20 protein-coding genes are annotated in these 23,234 nt (G+C 47.9%); 4 read left to right on the plus strand and 16 right to left on the minus strand.

What is annotated here, in order from left to right:
• Positions 1 to 106: 106 nt before the first annotated feature.
• On the plus strand, positions 107 to 1,639 hold the full coding sequence (locus LRP49_RS05670; protein ID WP_274140825.1) for a DEAD/DEAH box helicase: 1,533 nt from the start codon (positions 107 to 109) through the stop codon (positions 1,637 to 1,639).
• Between the two features lie 68 nt (positions 1,640 to 1,707).
• Here the strand turns inward: LRP49_RS05670 and LRP49_RS05675 are convergent, their stop codons facing one another.
• The 5 genes from LRP49_RS05675 to fba are packed head-to-tail and all read right to left on the minus strand — an operon-like array spanning position 1,708 to position 6,421.
• Entirely contained in the window at positions 1,708 to 2,586 is an 879-nt protein-coding gene (locus LRP49_RS05675; RefSeq protein WP_274140827.1) for an inositol monophosphatase family protein, read from the minus strand.
• 17 nt (positions 2,587 to 2,603) lie between these two features.
• The gene (locus tag LRP49_RS05680; RefSeq protein WP_274140828.1) at positions 2,604 to 3,278 is read right to left on the minus strand and encodes a phosphoglycolate phosphatase; all 675 of its coding nucleotides are present in this window, start codon (positions 3,276 to 3,278) and stop codon (positions 2,604 to 2,606) included.
• 48 nt (positions 3,279 to 3,326) lie between these two features.
• A complete protein-coding gene (locus tag LRP49_RS05685) occupies positions 3,327 to 4,376 on the minus strand; it encodes a class 1 fructose-bisphosphatase (RefSeq protein ID WP_274140829.1) in 1,050 nt (349 codons plus the stop codon).
• Between the two features lie 14 nt (positions 4,377 to 4,390).
• A complete protein-coding gene (locus tag LRP49_RS05690) occupies positions 4,391 to 5,320 on the minus strand; it encodes a phosphoribulokinase (protein WP_274140830.1) in 930 nt (309 codons plus the stop codon).
• A gap of 36 nt (positions 5,321 to 5,356) precedes the next feature.
• Positions 5,357 to 6,421 carry a class II fructose-bisphosphate aldolase gene (gene fba, locus LRP49_RS05695; RefSeq protein ID WP_274140831.1) on the minus strand — a complete coding sequence of 355 codons (1,065 nt, stop codon included), beginning with the start codon at positions 6,419 to 6,421 and terminating at the stop codon, positions 5,357 to 5,359.
• 519 nt (positions 6,422 to 6,940) lie between these two features.
• Between fba and LRP49_RS05700 the strand changes: the two genes are divergently transcribed.
• The 3 genes from LRP49_RS05700 (at position 6,941) to LRP49_RS05710 (ending at position 9,666) form a co-directional block, all read left to right on the plus strand.
• Positions 6,941 to 8,359 carry a form I ribulose bisphosphate carboxylase large subunit gene (locus LRP49_RS05700; protein WP_274140832.1) on the plus strand — a complete coding sequence of 473 codons (1,419 nt, stop codon included), beginning with the start codon at positions 6,941 to 6,943 and terminating at the stop codon, positions 8,357 to 8,359.
• Between the two features lie 24 nt (positions 8,360 to 8,383).
• On the plus strand, positions 8,384 to 8,743 hold the full coding sequence (locus LRP49_RS05705; RefSeq protein WP_274140833.1) for a ribulose bisphosphate carboxylase small subunit: 360 nt from the start codon (positions 8,384 to 8,386) through the stop codon (positions 8,741 to 8,743).
• Between the two features lie 101 nt (positions 8,744 to 8,844).
• Positions 8,845 to 9,666, plus strand: coding sequence for a CbbQ/NirQ/NorQ/GpvN family protein (locus tag LRP49_RS05710; RefSeq protein WP_274140834.1), 822 nt, complete (start codon positions 8,845 to 8,847; stop codon positions 9,664 to 9,666).
• A 48-nt stretch (positions 9,667 to 9,714) separates the two neighbouring features.
• On the opposite strand, the gene LRP49_RS05715 is transcribed toward LRP49_RS05710, so the two are convergent.
• Genes LRP49_RS05715 through LRP49_RS05765 form a run of 11 tightly spaced genes read right to left on the minus strand, consistent with a single transcriptional unit; the run spans position 9,715 to position 23,227 of the window.
• Positions 9,715 to 10,962, minus strand: a complete 1,248-nt coding sequence (locus LRP49_RS05715; protein WP_274140835.1) for a response regulator — start codon at positions 10,960 to 10,962, stop codon at positions 9,715 to 9,717.
• 19 nt (positions 10,963 to 10,981) lie between these two features.
• The gene (locus tag LRP49_RS05720; protein ID WP_274140836.1) at positions 10,982 to 13,153 is read right to left on the minus strand and encodes a PAS domain-containing hybrid sensor histidine kinase/response regulator; all 2,172 of its coding nucleotides are present in this window, start codon (positions 13,151 to 13,153) and stop codon (positions 10,982 to 10,984) included.
• On the minus strand, positions 13,150 to 13,638 hold the full coding sequence (locus tag LRP49_RS05725; protein WP_274140837.1) for a hydrogenase maturation protease: 489 nt from the start codon (positions 13,636 to 13,638) through the stop codon (positions 13,150 to 13,152). Before LRP49_RS05725 ends, LRP49_RS05720 begins: the two co-directional genes overlap by 4 nt.
• A 4-nt stretch (positions 13,639 to 13,642) precedes the next feature.
• On the minus strand, positions 13,643 to 15,151 hold the full coding sequence (locus tag LRP49_RS05730; RefSeq protein WP_274140838.1) for a nickel-dependent hydrogenase large subunit: 1,509 nt from the start codon (positions 15,149 to 15,151) through the stop codon (positions 13,643 to 13,645).
• A complete protein-coding gene (locus tag LRP49_RS05735; protein WP_274140839.1) occupies positions 15,151 to 16,104 on the minus strand; it encodes an NADH-quinone oxidoreductase subunit B family protein in 954 nt (317 codons plus the stop codon). The genes LRP49_RS05730 and LRP49_RS05735 overlap by 1 nt, the downstream gene beginning before the upstream one ends.
• A gap of 48 nt (positions 16,105 to 16,152) precedes the next feature.
• Positions 16,153 to 18,528, minus strand: a complete 2,376-nt coding sequence (hypF, locus tag LRP49_RS05740) for a carbamoyltransferase HypF (protein WP_274140840.1) — start codon at positions 18,526 to 18,528, stop codon at positions 16,153 to 16,155.
• Positions 18,529 to 18,536: 8 nt separating this feature from the next.
• The gene (locus tag LRP49_RS05745; RefSeq protein WP_274140841.1) at positions 18,537 to 19,130 is read right to left on the minus strand and encodes a HupE/UreJ family protein; all 594 of its coding nucleotides are present in this window, start codon (positions 19,128 to 19,130) and stop codon (positions 18,537 to 18,539) included.
• A 60-nt stretch (positions 19,131 to 19,190) separates the two neighbouring features.
• Positions 19,191 to 20,255, minus strand: coding sequence for a hydrogenase expression/formation protein HypE (hypE, locus tag LRP49_RS05750; protein ID WP_274140842.1), 1,065 nt, complete (start codon positions 20,253 to 20,255; stop codon positions 19,191 to 19,193).
• A 14-nt stretch (positions 20,256 to 20,269) separates the two neighbouring features.
• Entirely contained in the window at positions 20,270 to 21,457 is a 1,188-nt protein-coding gene (hypD, locus tag LRP49_RS05755) for a hydrogenase formation protein HypD (protein ID WP_274140843.1), read from the minus strand.
• Positions 21,444 to 21,755: a HypC/HybG/HupF family hydrogenase formation chaperone gene (locus tag LRP49_RS05760; protein ID WP_274140844.1), complete on the minus strand. Its 312-nt coding sequence runs from the start codon at positions 21,753 to 21,755 to the stop codon at positions 21,444 to 21,446. Before LRP49_RS05760 ends, hypD begins: the two co-directional genes overlap by 14 nt.
• Positions 21,756 to 21,766: 11 nt before the next feature.
• Complete coding sequence (locus LRP49_RS05765; RefSeq protein ID WP_274140845.1) at positions 21,767 to 23,227, minus strand: sigma-54-dependent transcriptional regulator; 1,461 nt, start codon at positions 23,225 to 23,227, stop codon at positions 21,767 to 21,769.
• Between the last annotated feature and the right edge of the window lie 7 nt (positions 23,228 to 23,234).

Raw genomic sequence — 23,234 nt, forward strand, 5'->3', positions numbered from 1 at the left:
GCTCTAGTGGATCTAAAAGCGCAGAATAGCGCCCCTTTGTTCCTAAACGCGCCGAATCATCGGCCAACGCTCACAAAAGAGCGTCATCTTGTTGAGAAATAAATATATGAGTTTTACCTCACTCGGTCTCTCTGCTCCAATTCTTCGTGCCATTCAAGAAAAAGGTTACGACACGCCGTCTCCTATTCAGGCGCAAGCGATCCCCGCGGTGCTGGAAGGCAAAGACGTGATGGCCGCAGCACAGACGGGTACAGGTAAAACAGCAGGCTTTGTCCTGCCAATTCTCGAGCGTTTGAGTAATGGCCCTCGCGTTAAAGGCAACCACGTGCGTGCGTTGATCCTAACGCCGACTCGCGAACTGGCGGCTCAAATCCATGAAAATGCGATTGGTTACAGCAGCCACCTTCGTTTGCGCTCTAGCGTTGTATTCGGGGGCGTTAAAATTAATCCTCAGCTTATGAATCTTCGTAAAGGCACTGACATTTTGGTAGCCACACCGGGACGTTTGTTGGATTTGTATCAACAAAATGCGGTGAAGTTTTCTCAGTTAGAAGTGCTTGTACTGGATGAAGCTGACCGCATGCTGGACATGGGTTTCTTCCGCGACATTAAAAAGATCCTAGACCTGCTGCCAAAAAGCCGTCAAAACCTGCTGTTCTCAGCAACCTTCTCTGACGAAATTCGTGCATTAGCGAAAGGCTTGGTTAACAACCCAGTTGAAATTTCAGTGACGCCAGCTAACTCAACGGCGCGTACTGTTGAGCAGTGTATTTACCCTGCTGACAAGAAAAAGAAACCTGAGATGCTTTCTAAGTTGATCAAAGATGGCAACTGGAAACAGGTACTGGTATTTACTCGCACCAAACATGGCGCAAATAAGCTATCGCATTTCCTGAATGACGAAGGTATTACCGCCGCGCCAATCCATGGAAACAAGAGCCAAAGCGCACGTACTAAAGCACTGGCTGATTTCAAAACCGGCGATGTGCGTGTACTGGTAGCAACCGACATTGCAGCGCGTGGTATCGATATTCCACAATTGCCGCAAGTGGTTAACTTCGAAATTCCGCATGTTTCAGAAGACTACGTGCACCGCATCGGTCGTACTGGCCGCGCAGGTGAGGCAGGTAAAGCAATTTCACTGGTTTGTGCGGATGAAGTCGACGACTTGTTCGGTATTGAGCGTTTGATTCAACAAGTGTTGCCACGTCTTGAACTAGAAGGCTTTAAAGCGACTAACACTCTTCCAGAGTCAAGGCTGGATACGCGCCCTATCAAGCCAAAGAAACCAAAAAAACCGAAGAAGCCTTATTCTGCAAACGGTAACTCAAATTCGCAGTCTCGTTCTGGTGACGGGAAAGAAGGTAATAAGTCTGGCGCACCAAAGCGTAAGCCAAACTTTGCAAAGGGTAAGCCACGTAATCCAAACCGTTTTGAGCAGAAAGACGGTAACCAGGCAGAAAACAAACCGCGCCGCGAGCAAACAAATAAGCCAGCTCAAGGTGATAAATCAGGTGCACAGCCTGCGCGTAAGCCACAAGGTAACCGTCCTAACCAAGCGAAAAATGGACAGTCACGCAAGCCTGCGGCTAAGCGCCCTTCTGGTGACAACGCAAAAGTGAGCTGGGGCAATTACTGATCCCACGCATAGATAAAAAAGAAAGCCAGCATATTGCTGGCTTTTTTGTCTCTGACATTTGCACGCGTTCAGGTGTCCGCTGTGTCAGGAATCTTGTTTTCTAACCATTCATCCCATACCTCAAAGTAGTGAGGCGTCGCCCCTGCCATCACACTTCGAGGTGTCAGACTGCAATCAAGCACAGCTTCGCCTTGAAACGTCGAAGACACGCCGCCTGCTTCGGATAGAATCAAAGACCCAGCCGCATAGTCCCACAGTTTTTGACTGCCATGAAGATAGATTTGACAACGATTTGCAGCGATCCAACACCAATCTAGCGCGCTTGCACCAAAACTCCGCTGTGAACGATAAGGCGGAGCTTCGGCAATGGCCATCGCCAAGGGCGAGGACAAGCGCTTAAAGTCGATCAACGCCATGGTCTGACTCAACGCGTTTTTGTCCTGCCACTCATCAATCACTTCGTTATTAAGGAAAGCCCCACTGCCTTTTGCGGCAAAAAAGGCTTCGTCACGACAAGGATCATAAACAAGCCCCAGCACAACCTGACCGTTAAGAATAAGGGCCAGAGAGGTACAAAAATACGGAATGCCTGCGGCAAAATTACTGGTTCCATCGAGCGGATCGAGAACCCACATTGTATCCGAATGGTCGTTTAAAACCGCTTGCTGCTCTTCAAGGGTGAGCTCTTCACTTAATACCGGAATATCAGGCCAGCGATCTAGCAACTTATTGGTAATTTCTGTTTCGGCTTCCTTATCCGCTAACGTGACAACCGACAAGTCTTCTTTGTGTTGTACATGTAATGCCCCTTCACTCTTCGACATAAAGCGGTTCAAAATACACGTCTTAGCCGTATCACGAATGACATTTTCAACGTATAACGCACACAACTCGACAGGCATTGATAAAATCGAGACAAGCTCTTGATTTCCATTTTTCATCAACATAAGGCTCACCTTGGATGCTACGCAATCATCTTTGGAATTGCATTCAAGTTATTTATCACAGAGTCTGGATTTGCACTGCTAATGTCGATGCCGTAGTTATATCCGTAAGAAACGGCAACAACGGCGCTGCCTGCGGCTCTGGCCGCTCTCACATCGTTGACCGAATCTCCTACCATCAGCACGTTTATCGCATCAACCCGCATATGCTCAGCTGCTTCAAAGATGCCATCTGGTGATGGTTTCGGTTCAGCGACTGAGTCTTGCCCCAGCACAACGGTAAAATAGTGACGAATACCAAGGTGGTCGAGAACCTCGTAAGCTTGCGCTGTATTCTTGTTCGTCACACACGCCCTTGGAATGGCCATGCTTTCGAGCTTTCTTAGACAATCTGCAGCATCAGGATAAAGCTGTGTGCTTCTATACTGGCGACTCCTTAATGCTCGATGGAAAATCGGATTCGCGATGTTGTAGACGTTTTCTGATACTTCACCATCGAGATGACGAGTGATGATCCTGTGGATCAATCGTTCGTGACCATCACCCACCCAGCTCCGAATTTCATCAACTCCACCAAAAGGAAGCCCAAGCTCTTCCATCATTTCCTCGGCAGCAAATGCCAAGTCATTCGCTGTATCCACCAGCGTACCGTCGAGGTCAAAACAAATTGCGTGAATATTTTCGAGTTTCAGCATGGGTTGCTCCTTCTCCATGTGGGATGAAAACAACACAGACGAGAACAACTAATTAACTTGTCGGTGCGGCGGCGAGCCTGTCAGCTCCTTGTCCATTTCGATGTGATAGCGATGGACTCGCTCTACTTCTTCCTTCGCGCCAATTACCACGGGGATTCGTTGATGCAGATGTTCAGGCTGTACAGAGAGGATCCGCTCTCTTCCTGTTGATGCCGATCCACCAGCCTGCTCGATGATGAAACTCATTGGGTTGGCCTCATAGAGTAATCGCAATCTACCTTCTGTGACGTTGTCACGATTATCTCGTGGATAGAGAAATATTCCTCCACGCATCAATATCCTATGCACTTCAGCAACCATGGATGCGACCCAGCGCGTATTGAAATTTCTCCCTCTTACGCCGTCTTCTCCTGCGACTACCTCATCAATGTAGCGTCTTATTGCGGGTTCCCAGTGTCTCTGGTTCGACATATTGATAGCAAATTCATTGGTTCGCTCTGGAATGGTGAGCTTTGGATGGGTCAAAATGAATTCGCCGATATCCTGATCAAGCGTAAATCCATTGACCCCTTGACCCGTCGTCAATACAAGGTTTGTTGCCGGTCCATATAGGACATACCCAGCACAAACCTGACGCGTTCCGGGTTGGTAGAAGTCATCTTCTGTCGGTTCGGCAATGCCATCTGGGCAGCGAAGAATGGAAAATATGGTGCCAATAGACACGTTAACTTCCGTATTAGAAGAGCCATCGAGCGGATCAAAGACCAATAAGTACTTTCCTTTAGGAAATCGGCTAGGTATGGAATACATGTTTTCCATTTCTTCAGACGCCATTCCTGCCAAATGTCCGGACCACTCCATCGCACGTATCATGACCTCGTTGGAAATGATATCGAGTTTCTTCTGGGTTTCGCCTTGTACATTCTCCGTTTCGGCACTGCCGAGAACATTGATAAGTTGCCCGCGATTCACATCGTCCGAAATCTCTTTACAGGCAGTAACAATGGAACTTAGCAACAAGGTAAATTCTCCGGTTGATTCAGGAATACGTCGCTGCTCTTCGATGATAAATCGTGTAAATGTGGTTCCCTTTCTCATGATGCTAAACCTCCTTATACTGGCATTTCACGCTTTTTGGCGAATCTGTCATGTGTGGTCGCAACACTCACGCGATTCGACCCGTTGAATACCAACTCTTCAATAAGAGGTTGCATGATCAGCTCCATCGCCAGCCCCATTTTCCCGCCGGGAACAACGATATTGTTTCGACGAGACATGAACGAACCATCAATCATGTTAAGAAGGTATTGGAAGTCGACACCGGTCTTTTTGGGATCTCGGAATCGAATCACCACCATACTTTCATCCAGCGTCGGAATATCTCGGGCGATAAAGGGATTAGACGTATCAACCATGGGAACGCGTTGAAAGTTAACGTCGGTGAGAGAAAACTGTGGCGTAATGAAATGCACGTAATCATGCATTCTTCGTAGAATCGTATCCGTTACTGCGTCACGACTATAGCCTCGAACATGGGTATCGCGATGGATTTTTTGGATCCACTCTAAATTTACAATGGGCACAACGCCTATCAGTAAATCCACGAATTTCGCAACGTTACTTTGCGGGGTAACTACGCCGCCGTGTAAACCCTCGTAAAATAGAAGGTCTGACCCTTCGGGAATAGGCTTCCAATCAGTAAATGTGCCGGTTTTAGCTCCGTGTAGAGCCGCTTCTTCCTCATTATGAATGTAATAACGTCTAAGTGCGGTTCCCGTTTCTGCATAGGCTGAAAACGTTTTTTCCAGCTCTGCGAAGTCGTTTCCTTCTGGACCAAAATGACTGAGATTCTTCCCTTTCTCATAAGCGCGTCTTAAACGTTCGCGCATTTCTACACGATCGTATTTGTGGTAACTGTCGCCTTCAATCACAGCAGCATTAAACTGGCTACGACGGAAAATTTGCTCCATGGCATTTTTTACGGTCGACGTGCCAGCTCCAGATGAACCCGTTACAGCCACGATGGGATGTTTAATTGACATAGTTTTCTCCTTCGATAATCACTTTTCGAATCCATTTCAACGAACCGAAGGGTCCAGTTCTCCACGGGCATATCTGGCAGACATGACTTCAAGGTTAAGAGATTTGATTTTTGAAGCGTTTCCAGCACAACCAAAGGCTTCATACCTTTCCGTACAAAGGTCTTTCATTGCGTTTGTCGCTGCGATAAGGAATTTTCGAGGATCAAAGTTACTGGGGTTTTCAGCAAGGAAACGACGAACAGCACCAGTACTAGCCATCCGTAAATCGGTATCAATATTTACTTTTCTTACCCCGTGTTTAATGCCTTCAACAATTTCTGAAACAGGCACGCCATAGGTTTCTCCCATGTCACCGCCATATTCATTGATAATTTGTAGCCAATCTTGGGGTACGGAAGAGGAACCGTGCATTACAAGGTGAGTATCAGGGATCCTTGCATGAATCGCTTTAATGCGGTCGATAGCGAGAATGTCGCCTGTAGGAGGACGCGTGAATTTGTAGGCACCGTGACTCGTTCCAATAGCAATTGCAAGCGCATCAACCCCTGTCCTACGAACAAAATCAGCGGCTTCTTCAGGGTCGGTAAGCAGTTGATCATGGCTCAGTATACCTTCCGCACCCGAGCCATCTTCTTCACCTGCGGTTCCCGTTTCTAATGAACCCAGACACCCAAGTTCACCTTCAACGGATACACCACCAGCATGCGCCATTTCAACAACTTGTCGAGTGACGTTAGTGTTGTATTCATAGCTCGAAGGTGTCTTCATGTCTTCTAACAAAGAGCCATCCATCATAACGGACGTAAAACCCTGTTGAATAGATTGAAGACATATTCCCGGTGATGCTCCATGGTCTTGATGCACCACCACCGGAATATCTGGCCATTCTTCGACAGACGCAATCATTAAGTGACGAAGAAAGCCCGCTCCGGCGTATGTTCTCGCCCCTGCGGAGGCTTGAAGGATCACCGGGCTATCGGTCGCACTTGCCGCCCCCATGATGGCTTGCACTTGCTCCATGTTATTCACGTTAAAAGCGGGAACGCCGTAACTGTGTTCGGCTGCGTGATCGAGTAATTGCCGTAAACTTATCAAAGCCATAACGCTTTCTCCTTGCAATCGCTGTATTTTCAAATCCAAGCTCTCACTGCTGCCGTTATTAAATGTTCACGAGCATCAATGAGATAAATAATCAGCGGGCTTGCTACGGCGAATTAAAAGTCAACGATTTACAAGGCGCATCACCGCAGCCCTTTCGATTCACATTACGGGCAAAGTGAAGGTGTCACCAATCAGGAAAAGAAAGAGAAAGCATAAGTAAAACTTATATTCGTAAGCCTTTAATAACCATGTTGTTTAAAAACAATTAGATAGAATAAATTGATGATTTTCTTAATTTTATTACCCCTATAACTAATAATGTTTATATTTGTCTATTATTCAAATTCTTAAATCTCATTAATAACGTATTTCTCGTAAAAATAACCAATCAAAAATGATTTCTTATCATCAGCATAAATATAAGCAATTTCACTTATTCCCTATTCCCCTTAACACTGTGTCTAAGCCAACAACAGGATGGCTGACGACAAGCATTCCTCGAATCAAAAGGACAAGACTATGGCCAAGAGTTATCAAGCAGGTGTTAAGGAGTATCGTGATACTTACTGGGAGCCTGACTATATTCCCGCAGATACTGATATTCTCGCGTGTTTCAAAATAGAACCTCAACCCGGCGTACCTCGGGAAGAAGCAGCAGCTGCAGTCGCCGCTGAATCATCAACAGGTACCTGGACCACGGTATGGACAGATCTCCTAACAGATCTTGATTACTACAAAGGCAGAGCCTATGCGATTGAAGACGTCCCGGGTGATGACTCCACGTTCTATGCCTTTGTTGCCTATCCCATCGACCTATTTGAAGAAGGCTCTGTGGTAAACGTATTGACGTCTTTGGTCGGTAATGTATTCGGCTTCAAAGCAATTCGCGGTCTTCGACTCGAAGATGTCCGTTTCCCAATTGCGTACGTAAAAACCTGTGGCGGACCGCCAAACGGTATTCAGGTTGAACGCGACAAAATGAACAAATACGGCCGCGCGCTGCTGGGCTGTACGATCAAGCCGAAGCTCGGACTTTCAGCGAAGAACTACGGCCGCGCGTGTTATGAAGGTCTTCGTGGCGGGTTGGACTTCACTAAAGATGATGAGAATGTGAATTCTCAACCTTTCATGCGCTGGCGTGATCGCTTCGAGTATGTTGCCGAAGCTATTCATCGTGCCGAGCGTGAAACGGGTGAACGCAAAGGACACTATCTCAATGTGACAGCTCCTACCCCGGAAGAAATGTACCGCCGTGCGGAATTTGCTAAAGAACTCGATATGCCAATCATCATGCATGACTTCCTGACAGCAGGTTTTACCGCAAACACAGGTCTTGCTAATTGGTGCCGAGAAAATGGCATGCTGCTTCATATTCACCGTGCAATGCACGCAGTTCTCGATCGAAATCCTCGTCATGGTATTCACTTCCGCGTGCTTGCTAAGTGCCTACGTCTTTCCGGTGGTGACCACCTGCATTCAGGCACCGTTGTTGGGAAGCTAGAAGGTGACAGAGAAGCCACGCTTGGTTGGATCGATATCATGCGTGACCGAGTAATTAAAGAAGACAGGTCTCGCGGCATATTCTTTGAACAAGACTTTGGCTCTATGCCTGGCGTACTCCCTGTTGCGTCTGGTGGTATTCACGTATGGCACATGCCTGCACTCGTCTCAATCTTTGGCGATGACGCCATCTTCCAATTCGGTGGCGGTACCTTGGGACACCCATGGGGCAACGCTGCAGGTGCAGCCGCGAACCGCGTCGCTCTCGAAGCATGTACACAAGCGCGAAATGAAGGTCGAAACCTCGAACGTGAAGGCAAAGACATTCTCACCGCTGCCGCGAAGCACAGTCCTGAACTGAAAGCGGCAATGGAAACATGGAAAGAGGTCAAATTTGAATTTGATACTGTCGACAAGCTTGACGTAGTACACGCCTAACCTAGGGAATTAAGGAGAAACACCATGAGTGAAGTGATGGATTATGCGTCGCGTTTAACCGACAAACATAGCCGAAAATTTGAAACCTTTTCTTATCTCCCAAGGATGACGGCCGAACAAATTCGCCGTCAGGTGGAGTACATCGTCAGCAAGGGATGGAACCCGGCGATTGAACACTCTGAGCCAGAAGAAGCCAGTGGCTCTTTCTGGTACATGTGGAAACTGCCCATGTTTGGTGAGACCGATGTCGACACCATTTTGTCAGAAGCACAGCTTTGTCATAACCAAAACCAAAATCACCACGTGCGTTTGGTCGGATATGACAACTTTAAGCAAAGCCAAGGCGCGTCCATGGTGATCTACCGTGCTCCTGGCTTCGAATAACCTCTCTGTCTTATCACGGTAGGGCTTTGACTGGGGGTTGCACCGTAAGTCCTAGCTCCCCCAGTCTTTTTTCAAACGTGTTCGGACACAAGGAGGATCCTATGTCTCAAGCAGTAAAGACCGAAAACCCAGATAGTCAGTATCTGATTATTAACGAGCCGTATTATCAAGAAGCAGGCGATGAAATATCCCTGTACAAGGCGGCGTATGACTCGCGCATTCCTATGATGCTCAAGGGACCGACCGGTTGTGGTAAAACGCGATTCATTGAGCACATGGCTTGGCGACTTGCCCGCCCACTGATTACCATTTCGTGCCACGAAGACATGACAGCGTCAGATTTGATTGGCCGCTACCTTCTCGATGCCAATGGTACCTATTGGCAAGACGGACCATTGACGACAGCAGCCAGAATTGGCGCGATTTGTTATCTCGACGAAGTCGTTGAAGCCCGTCAGGATACCACCGTGGCGATACACTCTCTCACTGACTACCGACGAACGCTATCTTTAGAAAAGAAAGGCGAATTGCTGCATGCACATGAAGACTTCCAATTGGTTATTTCCTATAACCCTGGCTATCAAACCTTAATGAAAGATCTTAAAACATCGACCAAACAACGGTTTGCGGCATTGGAGTTCTCATACCCGGACGCAGAAACCGAAGCAACCATTGTATGCCACGAGACAGGCTTGCCTCGGGAAACGGCTGACAGACTGATCCAAGTAGCGAAACACGCAAGGAATCTTGTGGGTCATGGATTAAATGAAGGTATTTCGACGCGCTTATTAGTCTATACCGCCCAACTGATTCAAAAAGGTATCCCTGCGGTGACCGCTTGCCAAATGGCGTTGGTTCGTCCTTTAAGCGACGACATGGATATCAGAGAAACATTAGAAGCGACGGTGCTCGGCAGTTTTTAATCTGTCCCTCAAAACGAGGCTTAGCGTGGATTAAGGCTTAGGTTCAGGTTAAGTCGTAGAAAGCGGAATTGAAAAGGAAAATCGTGCCCCTCCTTCAGGACGGTTTTCCGCTTTGAATTCTCCGCCATGTTCGGTGATAAGTCGGTAACTGATAGCGAGCCCCAAGCCGCTGCCTTCTCCCACTTTCTTCGTGGTAAAAAAAGGATCAAAGAGTTGGCTAAATTTGTTTTCATCAATACCAGCACCATTGTCGCTGATGCTTACCCATACAAAGGCATCAAGTACATGCGACTCAATAGAAATAACCGGTGTATTGGTTCCTTTGAGCGCATCCATAGCATTATTCAACACGTTAACCATCACCTGAATCAATTGACCTTTATGCGCAATAACCGGCGTACTCACGACATTTTCGGTTTGAATGATGGGTGAAGGATGCCGATGTGTCGTTACCCATTTAACGGCAAGTGACACGGCATCTTTCAAATCAATAGGTTCCTTTTCTGCCTGCTGCTGAGCAGACGAGTGACTTAAATCATCCACAATAGATGTTACGCGCCCCGCCGACTCCAAAATATCTCCAACCATAGGGCCAAGCTCTTGGGTGATTGCATCGATACGCAACGTTTCTCGGAGTGCGTTAATCTCGTTTTCCTGTGCATGTGCATGAACGCAATCTAGATATTTTTCCAATCGCTCAACATTTTTTTTCAAGGCATGACCGTTGCCGACAATAAAACTGATGGGATTATTAATTTCATGCGCAACACCCGCTACTAGTTGACCTAATGACGCCAGCTTTTCAGCCTGAACCAATTGCTGTTGCGTGGCTTTCAGCGCGGTTAATGTCGCTTCTAGGGTATCGTTTTGAGACTGCAGAGCTTGTTGGTAGTAACGCAGTGAAAGATGTGTTTTTATCCGAGCTTTAACTTCAGCAAAGTGAATTGGCTTCGTGACATAGTCTAACGCACCGAAATCAAAAGCTTTTAACTTGTCATCCAGCGCACTGTAACTACTGATAAAAAGAACGGGCGTTGCTGACAAGATTGCGTGGGACTTTATCTTCGCACAGACCTCATATCCGTCCATTCCTGGCATATCAATATCTAGCAGGATCAAATCAGGCGGCGTCATTGCCATCCCGTTCAATGCGTCTTCACCGCATAAATAAGGTTGCGTAATATAGCCTTCATCATTGAGAAGATCGCACAACATTTCGCACAGCGTCGCAGAGTCATCGACAACAGCGATAACCGATCCGGTGACAGCTTGATTAGTGCGATCTGCTTGTGTCATTTCATGTCCTAGATGCTTGTTAACTGTCTGCTAAGTAGCGCGTTATTGCACTCGTCAGTTTAGTAAACTCCAATGAGACCGAAGTCAGGCTCTCATGGTCTATTGCCTTCTCACTGCATTGCCTTTCGAGCTTGTCGCACAATACACTGAGCCGCTCTGCCCCCAACGTTGATGCAATGCCTTTCAATTCGTGAAAAGCGTGTTTTTGTGCGTCTCTATCTTTAGCTTGGTAGAGGCGTTGAAGTTCCTCCATGCGCGATTCAGGCTCAGCGAGGAAATTTGTCAGCATTTTCAGGTAAACGTTTTTGTTTGAGCCCAATCGAAGTAACGCGCTATCGGGGCAAAATAGCACTGACTCTTCGATTTTTTGGACATTCGGTGTAGGTGCCGTTATCAAATGGTGTGCAATTACCTGAATCAAACGCTTTAAGTCTATTGGCTTGGGCAGATAGTCATTCATGCCAGCATAGATACACGTTTCTGCCATGCTGGCCGACGTATTGGCAGACAGTGCAATAATTGGAACATCGCCACCGTTTGGTAGGGTTCTAATCACTTTTGTTGCTTCAATACCATCTATGCCTGTCATCCGTAAATCCATAAGAATTATCGAAAAATGCCCGCGTTTGACGGCTTCAACCGCATCCTCACCCGAGCTAACTTGCTCCACGCTCATTTCAAAAGAAGACAGCAATTCACGAATCATTTCTCGATTTATCGTGTTGTCATCAACCACTAACACGTGATGGTCTTTTAGTATTGGAACTTGTGGGAAGCTGAATTCTTCATGGGTTTCGGCGTGCATTGAACGACTCTGCTCTGCCTTTTCAAGAAGCGTAAACTTCGCGAAGAATTCACACTCCGTTCCCTTCCCATAGTCGCTTCGAATTTGAATATCACCCTGCATGAGATTGACGAGCTTTTGGCTGATGGTAAGTCCCAGCCCTGTACCACCAAATCGACGACTCGTGGATGGGTCTGCTTGATGATACTGATGAAAAAGGCCATTTAACTGTGCGTCTGTCATGCCTATACCCGTATCCGTCACCCGGAATATCAGCGTAGTGCTCTTTTTCGCTCGAGAGCGTTTAGGTGTGACGGAGATAGACACGCTCCCTTTCTCAGTAAACTTAATCGCGTTGCCGACCAGATTGACTAATACCTGCTGCAGACGCTGAGGATCCCCTTTCAGGTTGACGGGAAGCGTAGGTTCAATGTGAATGGATAACGATAATCCTCGCTTGGCGACGTCCAACCACACCACATGGCGAACGTTGCTAAGCACTTGATTAAGATTGAACGGAACGCACTCCATTTCTAACTTACCTGCTTCGATCTTTGACAGATCCAACACATCATTGATCAGGTGAGAAAGTGAGTGTGAGGCGACATCGACGTTGTTGAGGTAATCGCGTTGCTTGAGTGTCAAATCAGACTGCAAACATAGCTTAGTAAACCCAATAATGGCATTAAGTGGTGTTCGAATTTCATGGCTCATGTTAGCCAGAAAATCGCCTTTTGCTTGATTCGCTGCTTCTGCTTCCGCCTTGGCTTTCTGCAGGGCAATCTCGCTTTGCTTCAACGCCGTTTCCCGTTGTCGAAGTTCCGAAATATCCGTCGCTGTCAGCAATATTCCCTGCAACTTTCCTTGGTGACTGTAGAATTGCTCACCTTTTACCAGATAGACAGCGTCTGTGAATAAACCATCGCTCTGATGCAAAGGCATTTCTCGTTCAAGATGGCCATGCTGAGTAATATAAGAAACAACCCGCGAACTTGACGTCGGTTTGGTCAGAGCTTGTAGACTTGAAAGCAGTTCTTTGGGAAATAAAGAATCGACGTGAATGTGCGGCAGCTCTTCTTCTGTCCAATTCAGGTCTTCAGAAAATACCCGATTCGCCTGTGCAATTTGTCCATCAATACCCACAACGATCAGAATACTGTTCATTGCATCATTTATACTTCGAATGTAGGCATTCAGTTCGAGTAGCTGCTTATTTTTCTTTTTAAGCGCATTACGCTGCGATTCCACCTCAAGCAGGATGTCATCCATTGCATGGGTGGCTGCAAGAAGCTGTTGCTCTCTTGCTTCAGCAGCAGCATAGAGGGCATCGATTTCCTTACGAAGCTGAGCGTTTTCTTGCTCAGTGGAATGCAAAGCAGGACTGAGCTTTCTGGAAGATGTCGTCATAACACCTGCCTATGCGTCGACACATTTTGCCGAAGAATTTTGTTGTTTGCATAGTCAATGATCGCCTCAACCACTGCATCTAATGACGATTCAGCCTCTTTTGACAATACCGGTGAAAAGCTTTTACAAACTGCGGGTTGAATGGCGAATACATCAAGTTGCGGTAAAGGTGTAATTAACGCATTCACCGCTTGCAGTAGATAGCCCACGCCCCCCATATGATCCGCGACATCAACGTGATTTAGCTGCTCGGGTGACAAGAACTTAAAATGGCCAGGTGACAAACCCACGTCTGCGGCATCGACAACCAGTACCGACATTGTTTGTTTAAACAATGGCAATGCGTTGAGACCTAACAGACCCACGTCATGCACCTCGACCTCTTTGGGTAACATTTGCTCTCGAAGCCTGAGTGCAACAGCAGCTCCAATGCCGTCATCACTGTGGAGGGTGTTACCAAAGCAAAGGATCCTGAGTCCGATCATTCAATCAAATCCCATAGCGCAGTTTCTTTCCGGTGGGCAGCATATGAACCGTGCATACCAGACACGGATCGTGAGAGCGAATAACATGACCGAGCATCAAAGGGTTATCTAAATCCTCCACCGGCAAGCCGATAACACTTTGTTCCCAATGGCCATGCTGTCCGTCTGAATCTCTGGGGGAAGCATTCCATGCCGTTGGGGTTATGATTTGGTATTTATCTATCACACCATCTTTGATGCTCACCCAATGCCCGAGTCCTCCTCTTGCGGCCTGCACCAACCCCATACCTTTGCCATCACATTCATCTTGTGGCTTAGGCGGCAAGAATATCTCCCCATCAAGATTGTTGCTCAGAGCCTGCACTGCGTGCTTCATCAGATGTAAGCTAAAACCAATTCGACGAAGTCGTGAGAATTGACGTAGCCATGTGGAAGGGCCTTCTTTTCTGTGAAACTGTGTCACCAAGGGGTCTCCCCCAATGATCAATTCGGCCATGGGCCCCGTTTGCATTACCTTGCCACCATAACGAGGTGCTTTTGCCCATGTATAGCGATCTGACTCTGATTGATAGTCAGGAATGGTTTCGCCCTGATAAGGATGACGCCCCCCTTGATATTGCCGAAAGTAGGAGTACCTCACATGCTCGACAATCTGTGACTGATCCAGTGTATTAATAGTGCAAGTGTCGGCGTCATAAACGCCAGACGGAATAAGGTCTTGGCCTTCGCCATGCGCTCCGAAACTCAACATATTTTCGGTTCCGAACCCTATCTCATGCAGACCAATCGAACGAGAAAATCGGGTAAAAAGGCCCAGTGCACTATTGGCTTTTGCACTGTCTCGTTGTAAATCGTTGAAAAAACCATCGCACTGACTCTGTGAAAGCCAGTTATCGAGTGAATCCCCAATCACCGCGCTTTCGTACCATCGCGTAAGCTTGCTGATTATGCTGTTGGTTTCGATAATCTTGCGAATACTGGGCTTCCCAACCACGCCACCAGGTAGCATGTAAGACGAGTGCGGCCATTGACCGCCAAACAAGGCCACAATACCGACGGCATCCGAGCTTTGTTCTAAGGCACCTAAATGATGTCGCCCTTTGAAGGGTTCAAATGCCGCCATGATCTCGTTATAGAGTGGATGCGCACGATAAGCCGGATGACAGAAATCGACCAAAAACATTAAAAAGCTCTGTCGAATGTCGTTTTGTATGCTTTCTGTGAGTAAACAAAGGTTTCGGATTGTTGTGGCATTGGGCGGTGGCTCTACGCCCCAGATCTGTTCTAACGCTAAGGTGGCAGCATAAAGATGTGCAGTGCCACAAATGCCGCAAACTCGAGGCGTGATCACCGCAGCATCCCTTGGCGTACGCCCTATCATTATCTGTTCAAAACCGCGATACATCACTCCGATGCAGCGCGCGTCGACCACAACACCGTCCTCCACGTCCAACTCGAACTCGAGATCACCTTCGACGCGGTTAAGATCGATGTTCAGCGTTTTCTTAACCATCAAGGCTCCATTTTGCGCTTTTTAACGCGTTCCGGTGCAGCCGCTTTCGCCAGGTTTTTATACGCGATGTAATTGGCCCTCTCGACACCTACCGGCAGTTTCGACGGTATCGGACCAAGTTTTTCTGTTTTGAATAGATCTTCGTCTTGGGGAAAGCTTGGCGATGTACATCCAAAGCAAGGAACGCCCGCGCGGGTCTTGCTGCTTCGTCCATTCCATAGGTCGGTGTTGCATGTTGCTTGGGTATATGGCCCTTTACACCCAAGGTTAAAGAACATGCACCCGTTGGTAGCAAATTCAGACTCTTCCACGTCATACTCGTGATACTCGTTTCGGGTGCAGCCCTGGTGAACCAGCGTGCTGAAAAACTCTTTGGGACGATTGAGCCCATCCAATTGCAAAATGATACCGCTGGCGATCATGGCGAGGGTTTTCGTCATGGTATTGGGGTGCGCCGGACAACCCGCGATATTGATGACGGGATACCCTGCTGCGCTGCGCCACTCTGGGTCTAACAATCCGCCAGGTTGCTCTCCTTCCATTTGCAATCCGACACAGTCTGAAGGATTGGGTGGTGCAGCGTGCACGCCACCAAATGCAGCGCAAGTACCCATCGCGAGCACGTACCGTGCTTTTTCCGACAGTTTGAGCACCCAATCTTTTTTTGCGGTTTTTCTATAGGTATCAAACATCCCCGATCCATTGGGCGCGGTGATAATGCTTCCTTCAACACAAAGGATATCGAGAGAGAGTGACCCTTCGATAATCTGCATCATCAAGTCATGAAGATCATATGTGCTCTGAACCGACAGCGAGGGCTGCCAAAGCAAGGAGATGGGATAATCGTTCAATAGATCAGAAAGTGAAGGTCGATCAGCACTCAGCAGTGCCATGGTGTCACCACCACAACTTCCTGTCTGAAACCAGAGCAATGTCATTTTGTCTTTTGCCATGACTGCTTTCCCTGCAAAAAACGGGGTTTTTATAAGAGTTAGGGTTAATTATGGCCCACGTACAACTTGCGTGTTTCCAGATAAAGAAACAGCAGCGGCAACGAGAGCTTGTCCGAAAGCCAACCCGCCATCGTTGGCGGGAATCTGTTGATGGATGATAACCTCGATTCGGTGTTGTTTCAGACGTTGAACGGTCGCTTCCAATAAGATCCGGTTTTGAAATACACCACCACTCAGCGCGACTTTGGGCCAAATAGTATGAGTATCGAAAAGGTGTAAAACCATTTGGCAAATTGCATCAGCAACACTCAAGTGAAACTTGCGTGCGATCGTGCTCGCTTCGACGCCGTTTTGCATGTCCGCCATTAAACGTGGCCACATGGGCGATGGGTTCAGTTTGGCGGGCTCGCCATCTTCAATAAAAAATGGGTATCGGTCCGTCGGGTCTGACATGCCAAGATTCGCCAGAGCTTCCAATTCAATCGCCGCTTGCCCTTCGTAGCTTTGCTCATAAACACACACTGACAGTAACGCGGATACTGCATCAAACAATCGCCCAGCTGATGACGACAAAGGAGAATTAGTGTTGTGAACAATCATAGAATCGATTGTTTTTATTGCGTCTCTATCTAGGCCTAGCGCAGTAAACAATGCTTCTTTTTCATGCGGTTCCAACGTTATGCTTTTCAATCGCGCAATCAGGTTTCGCCAAGGTTGTGTAATGGCTTTAGAGCCACCCGGTAATGCCGCCTCAGAGAAATGGCCAACGCGCGTAAACCCGCGATAATCTGCTAGAAGAAACTCGCCGCCCCAAAGTGAACCATCCACGCCGAAACCTAAGCCATCCAGCACGACACCAAGCACTGCATCATGATCAATGGGCAATTGATTATCCCCCATACACGCTGCAACGTGCGCGTGATGGTGTTGAACGTTTATTTGGGTTTCACTGGGATAGGTATTCTTTGCAAACTTTGTCGCTATGTATTCGGGATGACAATCGACGGCAACCCGTTCGGGTGTAAAGCGATACAAGGATTGGTAATGGTGCAGTATTCGTTGAAAATCTTCCCACACCCTTAGGCTTTCCAAGTCGCCGATATACTGACTCAAGATTGCGCCATGTTTTGACAGCAAACAGAATGCGTTTTTTACTTCTCCGCCTAATGCCAGCACCTGAGTTGTTTGCTCAAACCCTTTCGGCAAAGAGATTGGCGATGGGGCTAATCCCCTTGCCCTTCGCAAAACCTGCATGCCTAACGCTGTCTGTTTGAGCACCGAATCATCGGCACGAATCACGATATCACGATCATGAAGAAGCCAAATATCAGCAATACCAGAGAGTTCATTAATGGCTTCTTGATTGTCAAAACACTGGGGATTCCCGCTACGATTTGCCGAGGTCATGACTAGTGGCACATCAACATCTCGACACAGCAAAAGGTGCAGCGGTGTCGTGGGTAACATAACGCCAAGCTCTCTGAGATTAGGTGCTACCGAAGGCACTATCTCACGTAAACCAATACCACAATGTGACACCGTCACATCCCTTTGAGGCATGATAACTACTGGGCTGCTGGCTTTTTTGAGTGCATCAATTGCCATTTGCGACGGTTCACAGTAACGGAGAACCTGTTCCGAATCTTTCATCATCACTGCGAAAGGCTTATGTGGTCGTAATTTCCGATTTCTCAGGGTCGTCACTGCATGTTCGTTTGTCGCATCACAAACCAAATGGAAGCCACCCAGCCCTTTTACTGCAACAATTTTACCTTGCTGGATATAGCGTGCTGCACGTTGAATTACGTCAAGAGAATCGACTCCGTTAGACGTGACCTCATCGCCATCGGCATTACTGAGCCAAACACGAGGTCCACATTCAGGGCAAGCGATGGGTTGCGCATGAAAACGGCGATTTGCAGGATTGAGGTATTCGCGCTCGCATTGCTCACAAAGTGGAAACGTCGCCATACTGGTTTTTGGTCGGTCGTATGGCAGTGCGCTGATAATAGTCAGCCTTGGCCCACAGTGCGTGCAGTTTGTGAAGGGATAGCGATATCGACGGCTGTTTGGATCCAGCGTCTCTTCTGCACACTCAGAACACACCACAGCATCAACGGGAATGCCGGCATTGATCGCCTCAGTTTCATCACTTTCAGCGATGGTAAATCCGTCTGGACAGGGACCTAAGTCTAGGGTTTTTGTCTCAACCGCCGAGATCGAGGCCAGCGGTGGACATTCCTGATGGATCGTATCGATAAACCGTGTTGCAAGAGGCAAGTCGCACCAAAGTTCAACAATGACGCCTTCGCCATCATTAAAAACGTGTCCCTTCAGTTCTAGTTGTTGCGCGACTCGCCAGACGGTAGGCCGAAAACCTACCCCCTGAACGACACCGCGGATTCGATACCTAAATCCAATCATATGGAGTGTTACACAACTAACAGCATCATTCCGCTAAGTGCTATTGCACCACCAGAAATCGGAACGACGGCTTTTGTTTGCTTTGCCTTCAGCATTACAGTGGCAAACACGCTTCCACATAAAATCAGCATGGCTGACGAGAGGAGAAAACCGAACAGATAGGCCGCGATGTTGACGGAAAGCGGCATTTCCGTACCGTGCGCAAAGCCATGTACCAAGGCGAAAGATACCGTGATTGGCAGCGTTGCTAATAAGGGGAGAGATTTACCGGCCACCAGCAAGAGCCCGAGCAATAGCACGGACGTGGCGATGCCAGTTTCGACCATCGGTATGCTTGCCCCCCACAACGCCATTGAGGCACCGAACAATAGCGCGAGTAAAAAGGCGACGGGAACCTGAAGTGCCGCGTTTTTTCTGCCACCATTTTTGAGCAATACCGCCCATATGCCTATCGCTAGGAGCGCGAGAAAATGATCAAGACCTGTGATTGGGTGCAAGAGGCCAGCGAGAAGTCCACTCTCCCCATGACCAGTATGCGCGAATGCGGCAAGCGGCATCGAAGATAACAAGATCGTTGCGAATTGAAGTCCTTTACGTTTCATCTTCATCCTTCCTATTTCTATCAGCCAATAGGCTGCTCATTTCGGTTAATTTGAGGGCGTTTAGCAAATGCGAGGTAGCTGATCACCCGTCAGCATGTCTATCATTCGCTCACTGCCAAATGTTGTTTTCATTGAAACACCGGCGTAGGATCTCAACTCGGTCACAGCCTCTACGCGACCTATTACACAGGCGTTTTCTGCTCCTGGGCATTGCTTCAGAGCCCGCAACGCATTTTCAGCATCACTTGCCGGAACAACGGCAACAAACTTGCCTTCATTCGCGAGATAAAGCGGATCTAAGCCTAATAATTCGCATACTCCGCGCACTTCGTCTCTGACAGGTATCGCGGATTGATCCAATACGATCCTCACATCGCTGCTATCAGCAAATTCATTGAGAACCGTTGCTATTCCGCCGCGCGTCGCATCACGAAGACAATGAACCGCACTGCTTTTTAGCAAGGCGTTAACTTCTGAATACAAAGGCCTGCAGTCCGATTGGAGTTGAGTATCCAGTGACAAATCTTCTCTTGATGCCATGATCGTTGCACCGTGATCCCCCACCCATCCATTTACAATGACGACGTCACCGACTTGTGCACCACTTGCACTGATATCAGTTTGCTCCGGAATAACGCCAATGCCAGATGTGTTGATAAATAGCTTATCTGCCGCGCCCTTATGAACCACCTTGGTATCCCCTGACACGATAGTGACACCCGCAATGTCAGCGGCTTTTTTCATGCTTGAAAGAATGCGACGAAGCGTATCGAGTGAAAGCCCTTCTTCAATGATCAACCCGCAGGTGAGATGACGAGGTTTCGCACCGCACATCGCAAGGTCATTGACGGTTCCATTGACGGCCAACGTACCGATATCACCACCGGGAAATTCAAGTGGATCAACAACAAACGAATCTGTTGTCATCGCAAGCTGATCACCAAATGCAGTCAGTTCGCGTAAATCAATGCGAGCTTGATCTTCCAAAGCATCGAGGTGTGGATTGGAAAAGGCGGTAACGATCTCATTTTCAACGAGATCCCGCATAGCGACACCTCCGCTACCATGTGCCAAAGTAATACGTTGGATTTCTCTGGAGATATCGACTTTCTGCTGTAAGGACATAACTGCATTCCTTGTTAAACCGATTGAGAAGACGTATCAATCACCGCAATTCGACCGCGCCCCTTTTCTGGCGAGCGATATCCATGATTGTAATAGGCAGCACACGCCCCCTCAGAAGACACCATCAAAGCACCGAGTGGATCTTGTGGCGTGCAATCTTTGCCATATCTTGCGCATTGCCAAGGCTTAATCAGCCCTTTCAATACCTCACCACATTGGCAGGTGTCTGGCTCTTGGGTAGCGTGACGAGATATGCTGAATTTTGCCTCGGCGTCCCAAGCCGCATATTCAGGGCGAAGCCTCACACCTGCATCACCAATTTCGCCAAACCCTCTTAGTTCGGTCACAGGATACGTCTGATACACGCGCTGGATAGCAGTGAGCCCAGGATCGTTGCCTTCTTTTTCTACAACGCGTCGATATTGATTTTCGACCTCACTGCGCTCGTCAGCAATTTGTGTCACCAGCATCAAAATGGATTGAAGAATATCGAGAGGTTCAAAGCCCGTAATCACAATCGGTTTGTGATAATCCTTAGCAATAAACTGAAATGGGCCCAACCCAATGACCATGCTTACGTGGCCGGGAGCGAGAAATCCATCAAGCTTCAAATCAGGTTCATTCAGAATGGCTTCGATGGTGGGTGCTGTTGTTATGTGATTACAGAACAATGAGAAGTTATTGCGTTGTTCTTTCTCAGCTTGAAGGACGGTCAATGCCGTGCTCGGCATGGTGGTTTCAAAACCCAGCGCAAAGAAAACAATTTCTTTATCCGGGTGTCTTCGCGCCAGCTCCAATGCATCTAACGGAGAATAGACCATGCGGATATCGCAACCACCAGCTTTGGCGTCAAGCAAACTGCCATGTTTTCCCGGCACACGCATGGCATCGCCAAATGTCGTCAGTATCACATTCGGTTTAGAGGCAATTTCAATACAATCGTCCACCCTTCCCATGGGAAGAACACAAACCGGACAACCCGGGCCATGCACCATTTCAATGCGATCTGGCAGCAGATTTTCAATGCCATATTTAAACAATGTATGCGTGTGACCGCCGCAAAACTCCATCAATTGCAAAGGTCTCATCGGGGTGTTTGTGTCGTCTTCGCGTTTTTTCTCAATCACATCCAGTTTGTGATTTATAGCGTCTAAAACCGCTTTAACAACGTCAGGATTACGAAATTCATCAACGTACTTCATTGCTTCGGTCCTCACTGTTTGGAGAGCGAGATATCGATTCCATCGCATCTAGCTCTTCCTGTAACTCACCAATTTCGGCTAATAACGTCAGCGTTTTATGGGCTTCTTCACTGTCTATTCGGCTCATGGCGAAGCCGACATGTACGAGTACCCACTCGCCAACGCATTGATGCGGTGACTCACCATTCAACACACATGCAATGTTCACAGGACGGCGAACACCAGATATTTCAACCATTGCAATGCAGTTTGCTTCATCTTCAATGCCAATTATTGTTCCGGGTATTCCTAGGCACATGGATCGCTTCCTTATTCGTTTTTCACTTTGTCTTGCTCGAGCCCGTAACGTTCGAGCTTCGCTCTTAACCCCACTCTGGATAGTCCAAGCTCTAGTGCGGCTTTGCTTTTATTCCACTTTTGACGAATGAGCGTCTGCTTGAGTATTCGTGCTTCCAATCGTTCCACGCGATCCTTAAGGCTTCCTTCATCCGTTTTCTCTTGGTCTAAAGCAGGGAGTTCGCCACACGTTTCTTGCAACACTTTGGCGGAAAGTAAATCCGCACCGAGCACAGTTGAATCCGTCATAACGAGCATTCGCCTAACTTCGTTTTCTAACTCTCTGACATTCCCTGGCCAGTGATAGGCTGACATGCACTCAAGAGCTTCATCGCTAAACCCTTCAACGGGCTTGCTGTATGCAAGAACATGATGTTTCAGGATACTTTCCGCGATAACGGCAATATCCATGCTGCGCTCCCTAAGCGGCGGCACATGAATAGGCACAGCAGCGAGACGATAGTAAAGATCTTCACGAAACCGCCCCGCCAGCACTTCCTTCTCTAAGTTTCGATTCGTGGCGGAGATAATCCGAACATTGACCTTCCGACTTCGATTACTACCAAGAGGACGCATTTCCCCTTCTTGGAGGAATCGCAGTAGCTTTACCTGAAACTCCAGAGATGTATCGCCAATTTCGTCGAGAAACACCGTCCCACCGTCGGCTTGCTCAAGAAGGCCTATCCGTTCTGTTGTCGCCCCCGTAAAAGCACCTCTCGCATGGCCAAATAGCTCGCTTTCCAACAGCTGAACTGGCATCGCTCCACAGTTTTCGGTGACAAATGGCTTATCTGCGCGATGGCTGCTGTAATGGATTGCTCGGGTAATTAGTTCTTTCCCCGTTCCTGAATCGCCAGTGACCAATACAGGAATGTCATAAGGCGCAATTCGCGCAACCTGTTGGCACAGTGCTGTCATTGGACTATCGTCAGCACAAATAATGTTGTCGAAATGGTGACGATGTTTGAGCTCAGCACGTTTTTGCTGAAGTTTGCTGTCCCACGAAGGTGCAGTGAGCTTTAGTTCGATATTAAGCTGTTCATTTTCTTGCTGAAGTGTATGGAGACGAACGGCATTTTTTAACGTAAGAGTGAGGTGTTCCGGCTGCCATGGCTTGGGAATAAAGTTATAGATCCCAGCTTCATTAATCCCGTGAATCAGATCGTTTGGATCCGTGTATGCAGAGAGGATAATGCGTATCACATCAGGCCACTGCTTGCGCACATTGGCGAGAAAATCAGTGCCGCTCATGTCCGGCATTTTCTGGTCTGATACCACAACTTGGACGGGGATCTCCGACAGCACCTTTTGTGCATCTGCAACATTGTCAGCGGTAAGAACACTAAAGTCCTCCTCCAAAACACGTCGCAATGCCTGTAGTGACATGGGTTCGTCATCTACGATCAGTACTATCGGTAATCGCGTGCGTTGCATAATTGCA

This window comes from Enterovibrio qingdaonensis, from assembly GCF_028683135.1.
Lineage (GTDB): Bacteria > Pseudomonadota > Gammaproteobacteria > Enterobacterales > Vibrionaceae > Enterovibrio > Enterovibrio qingdaonensis.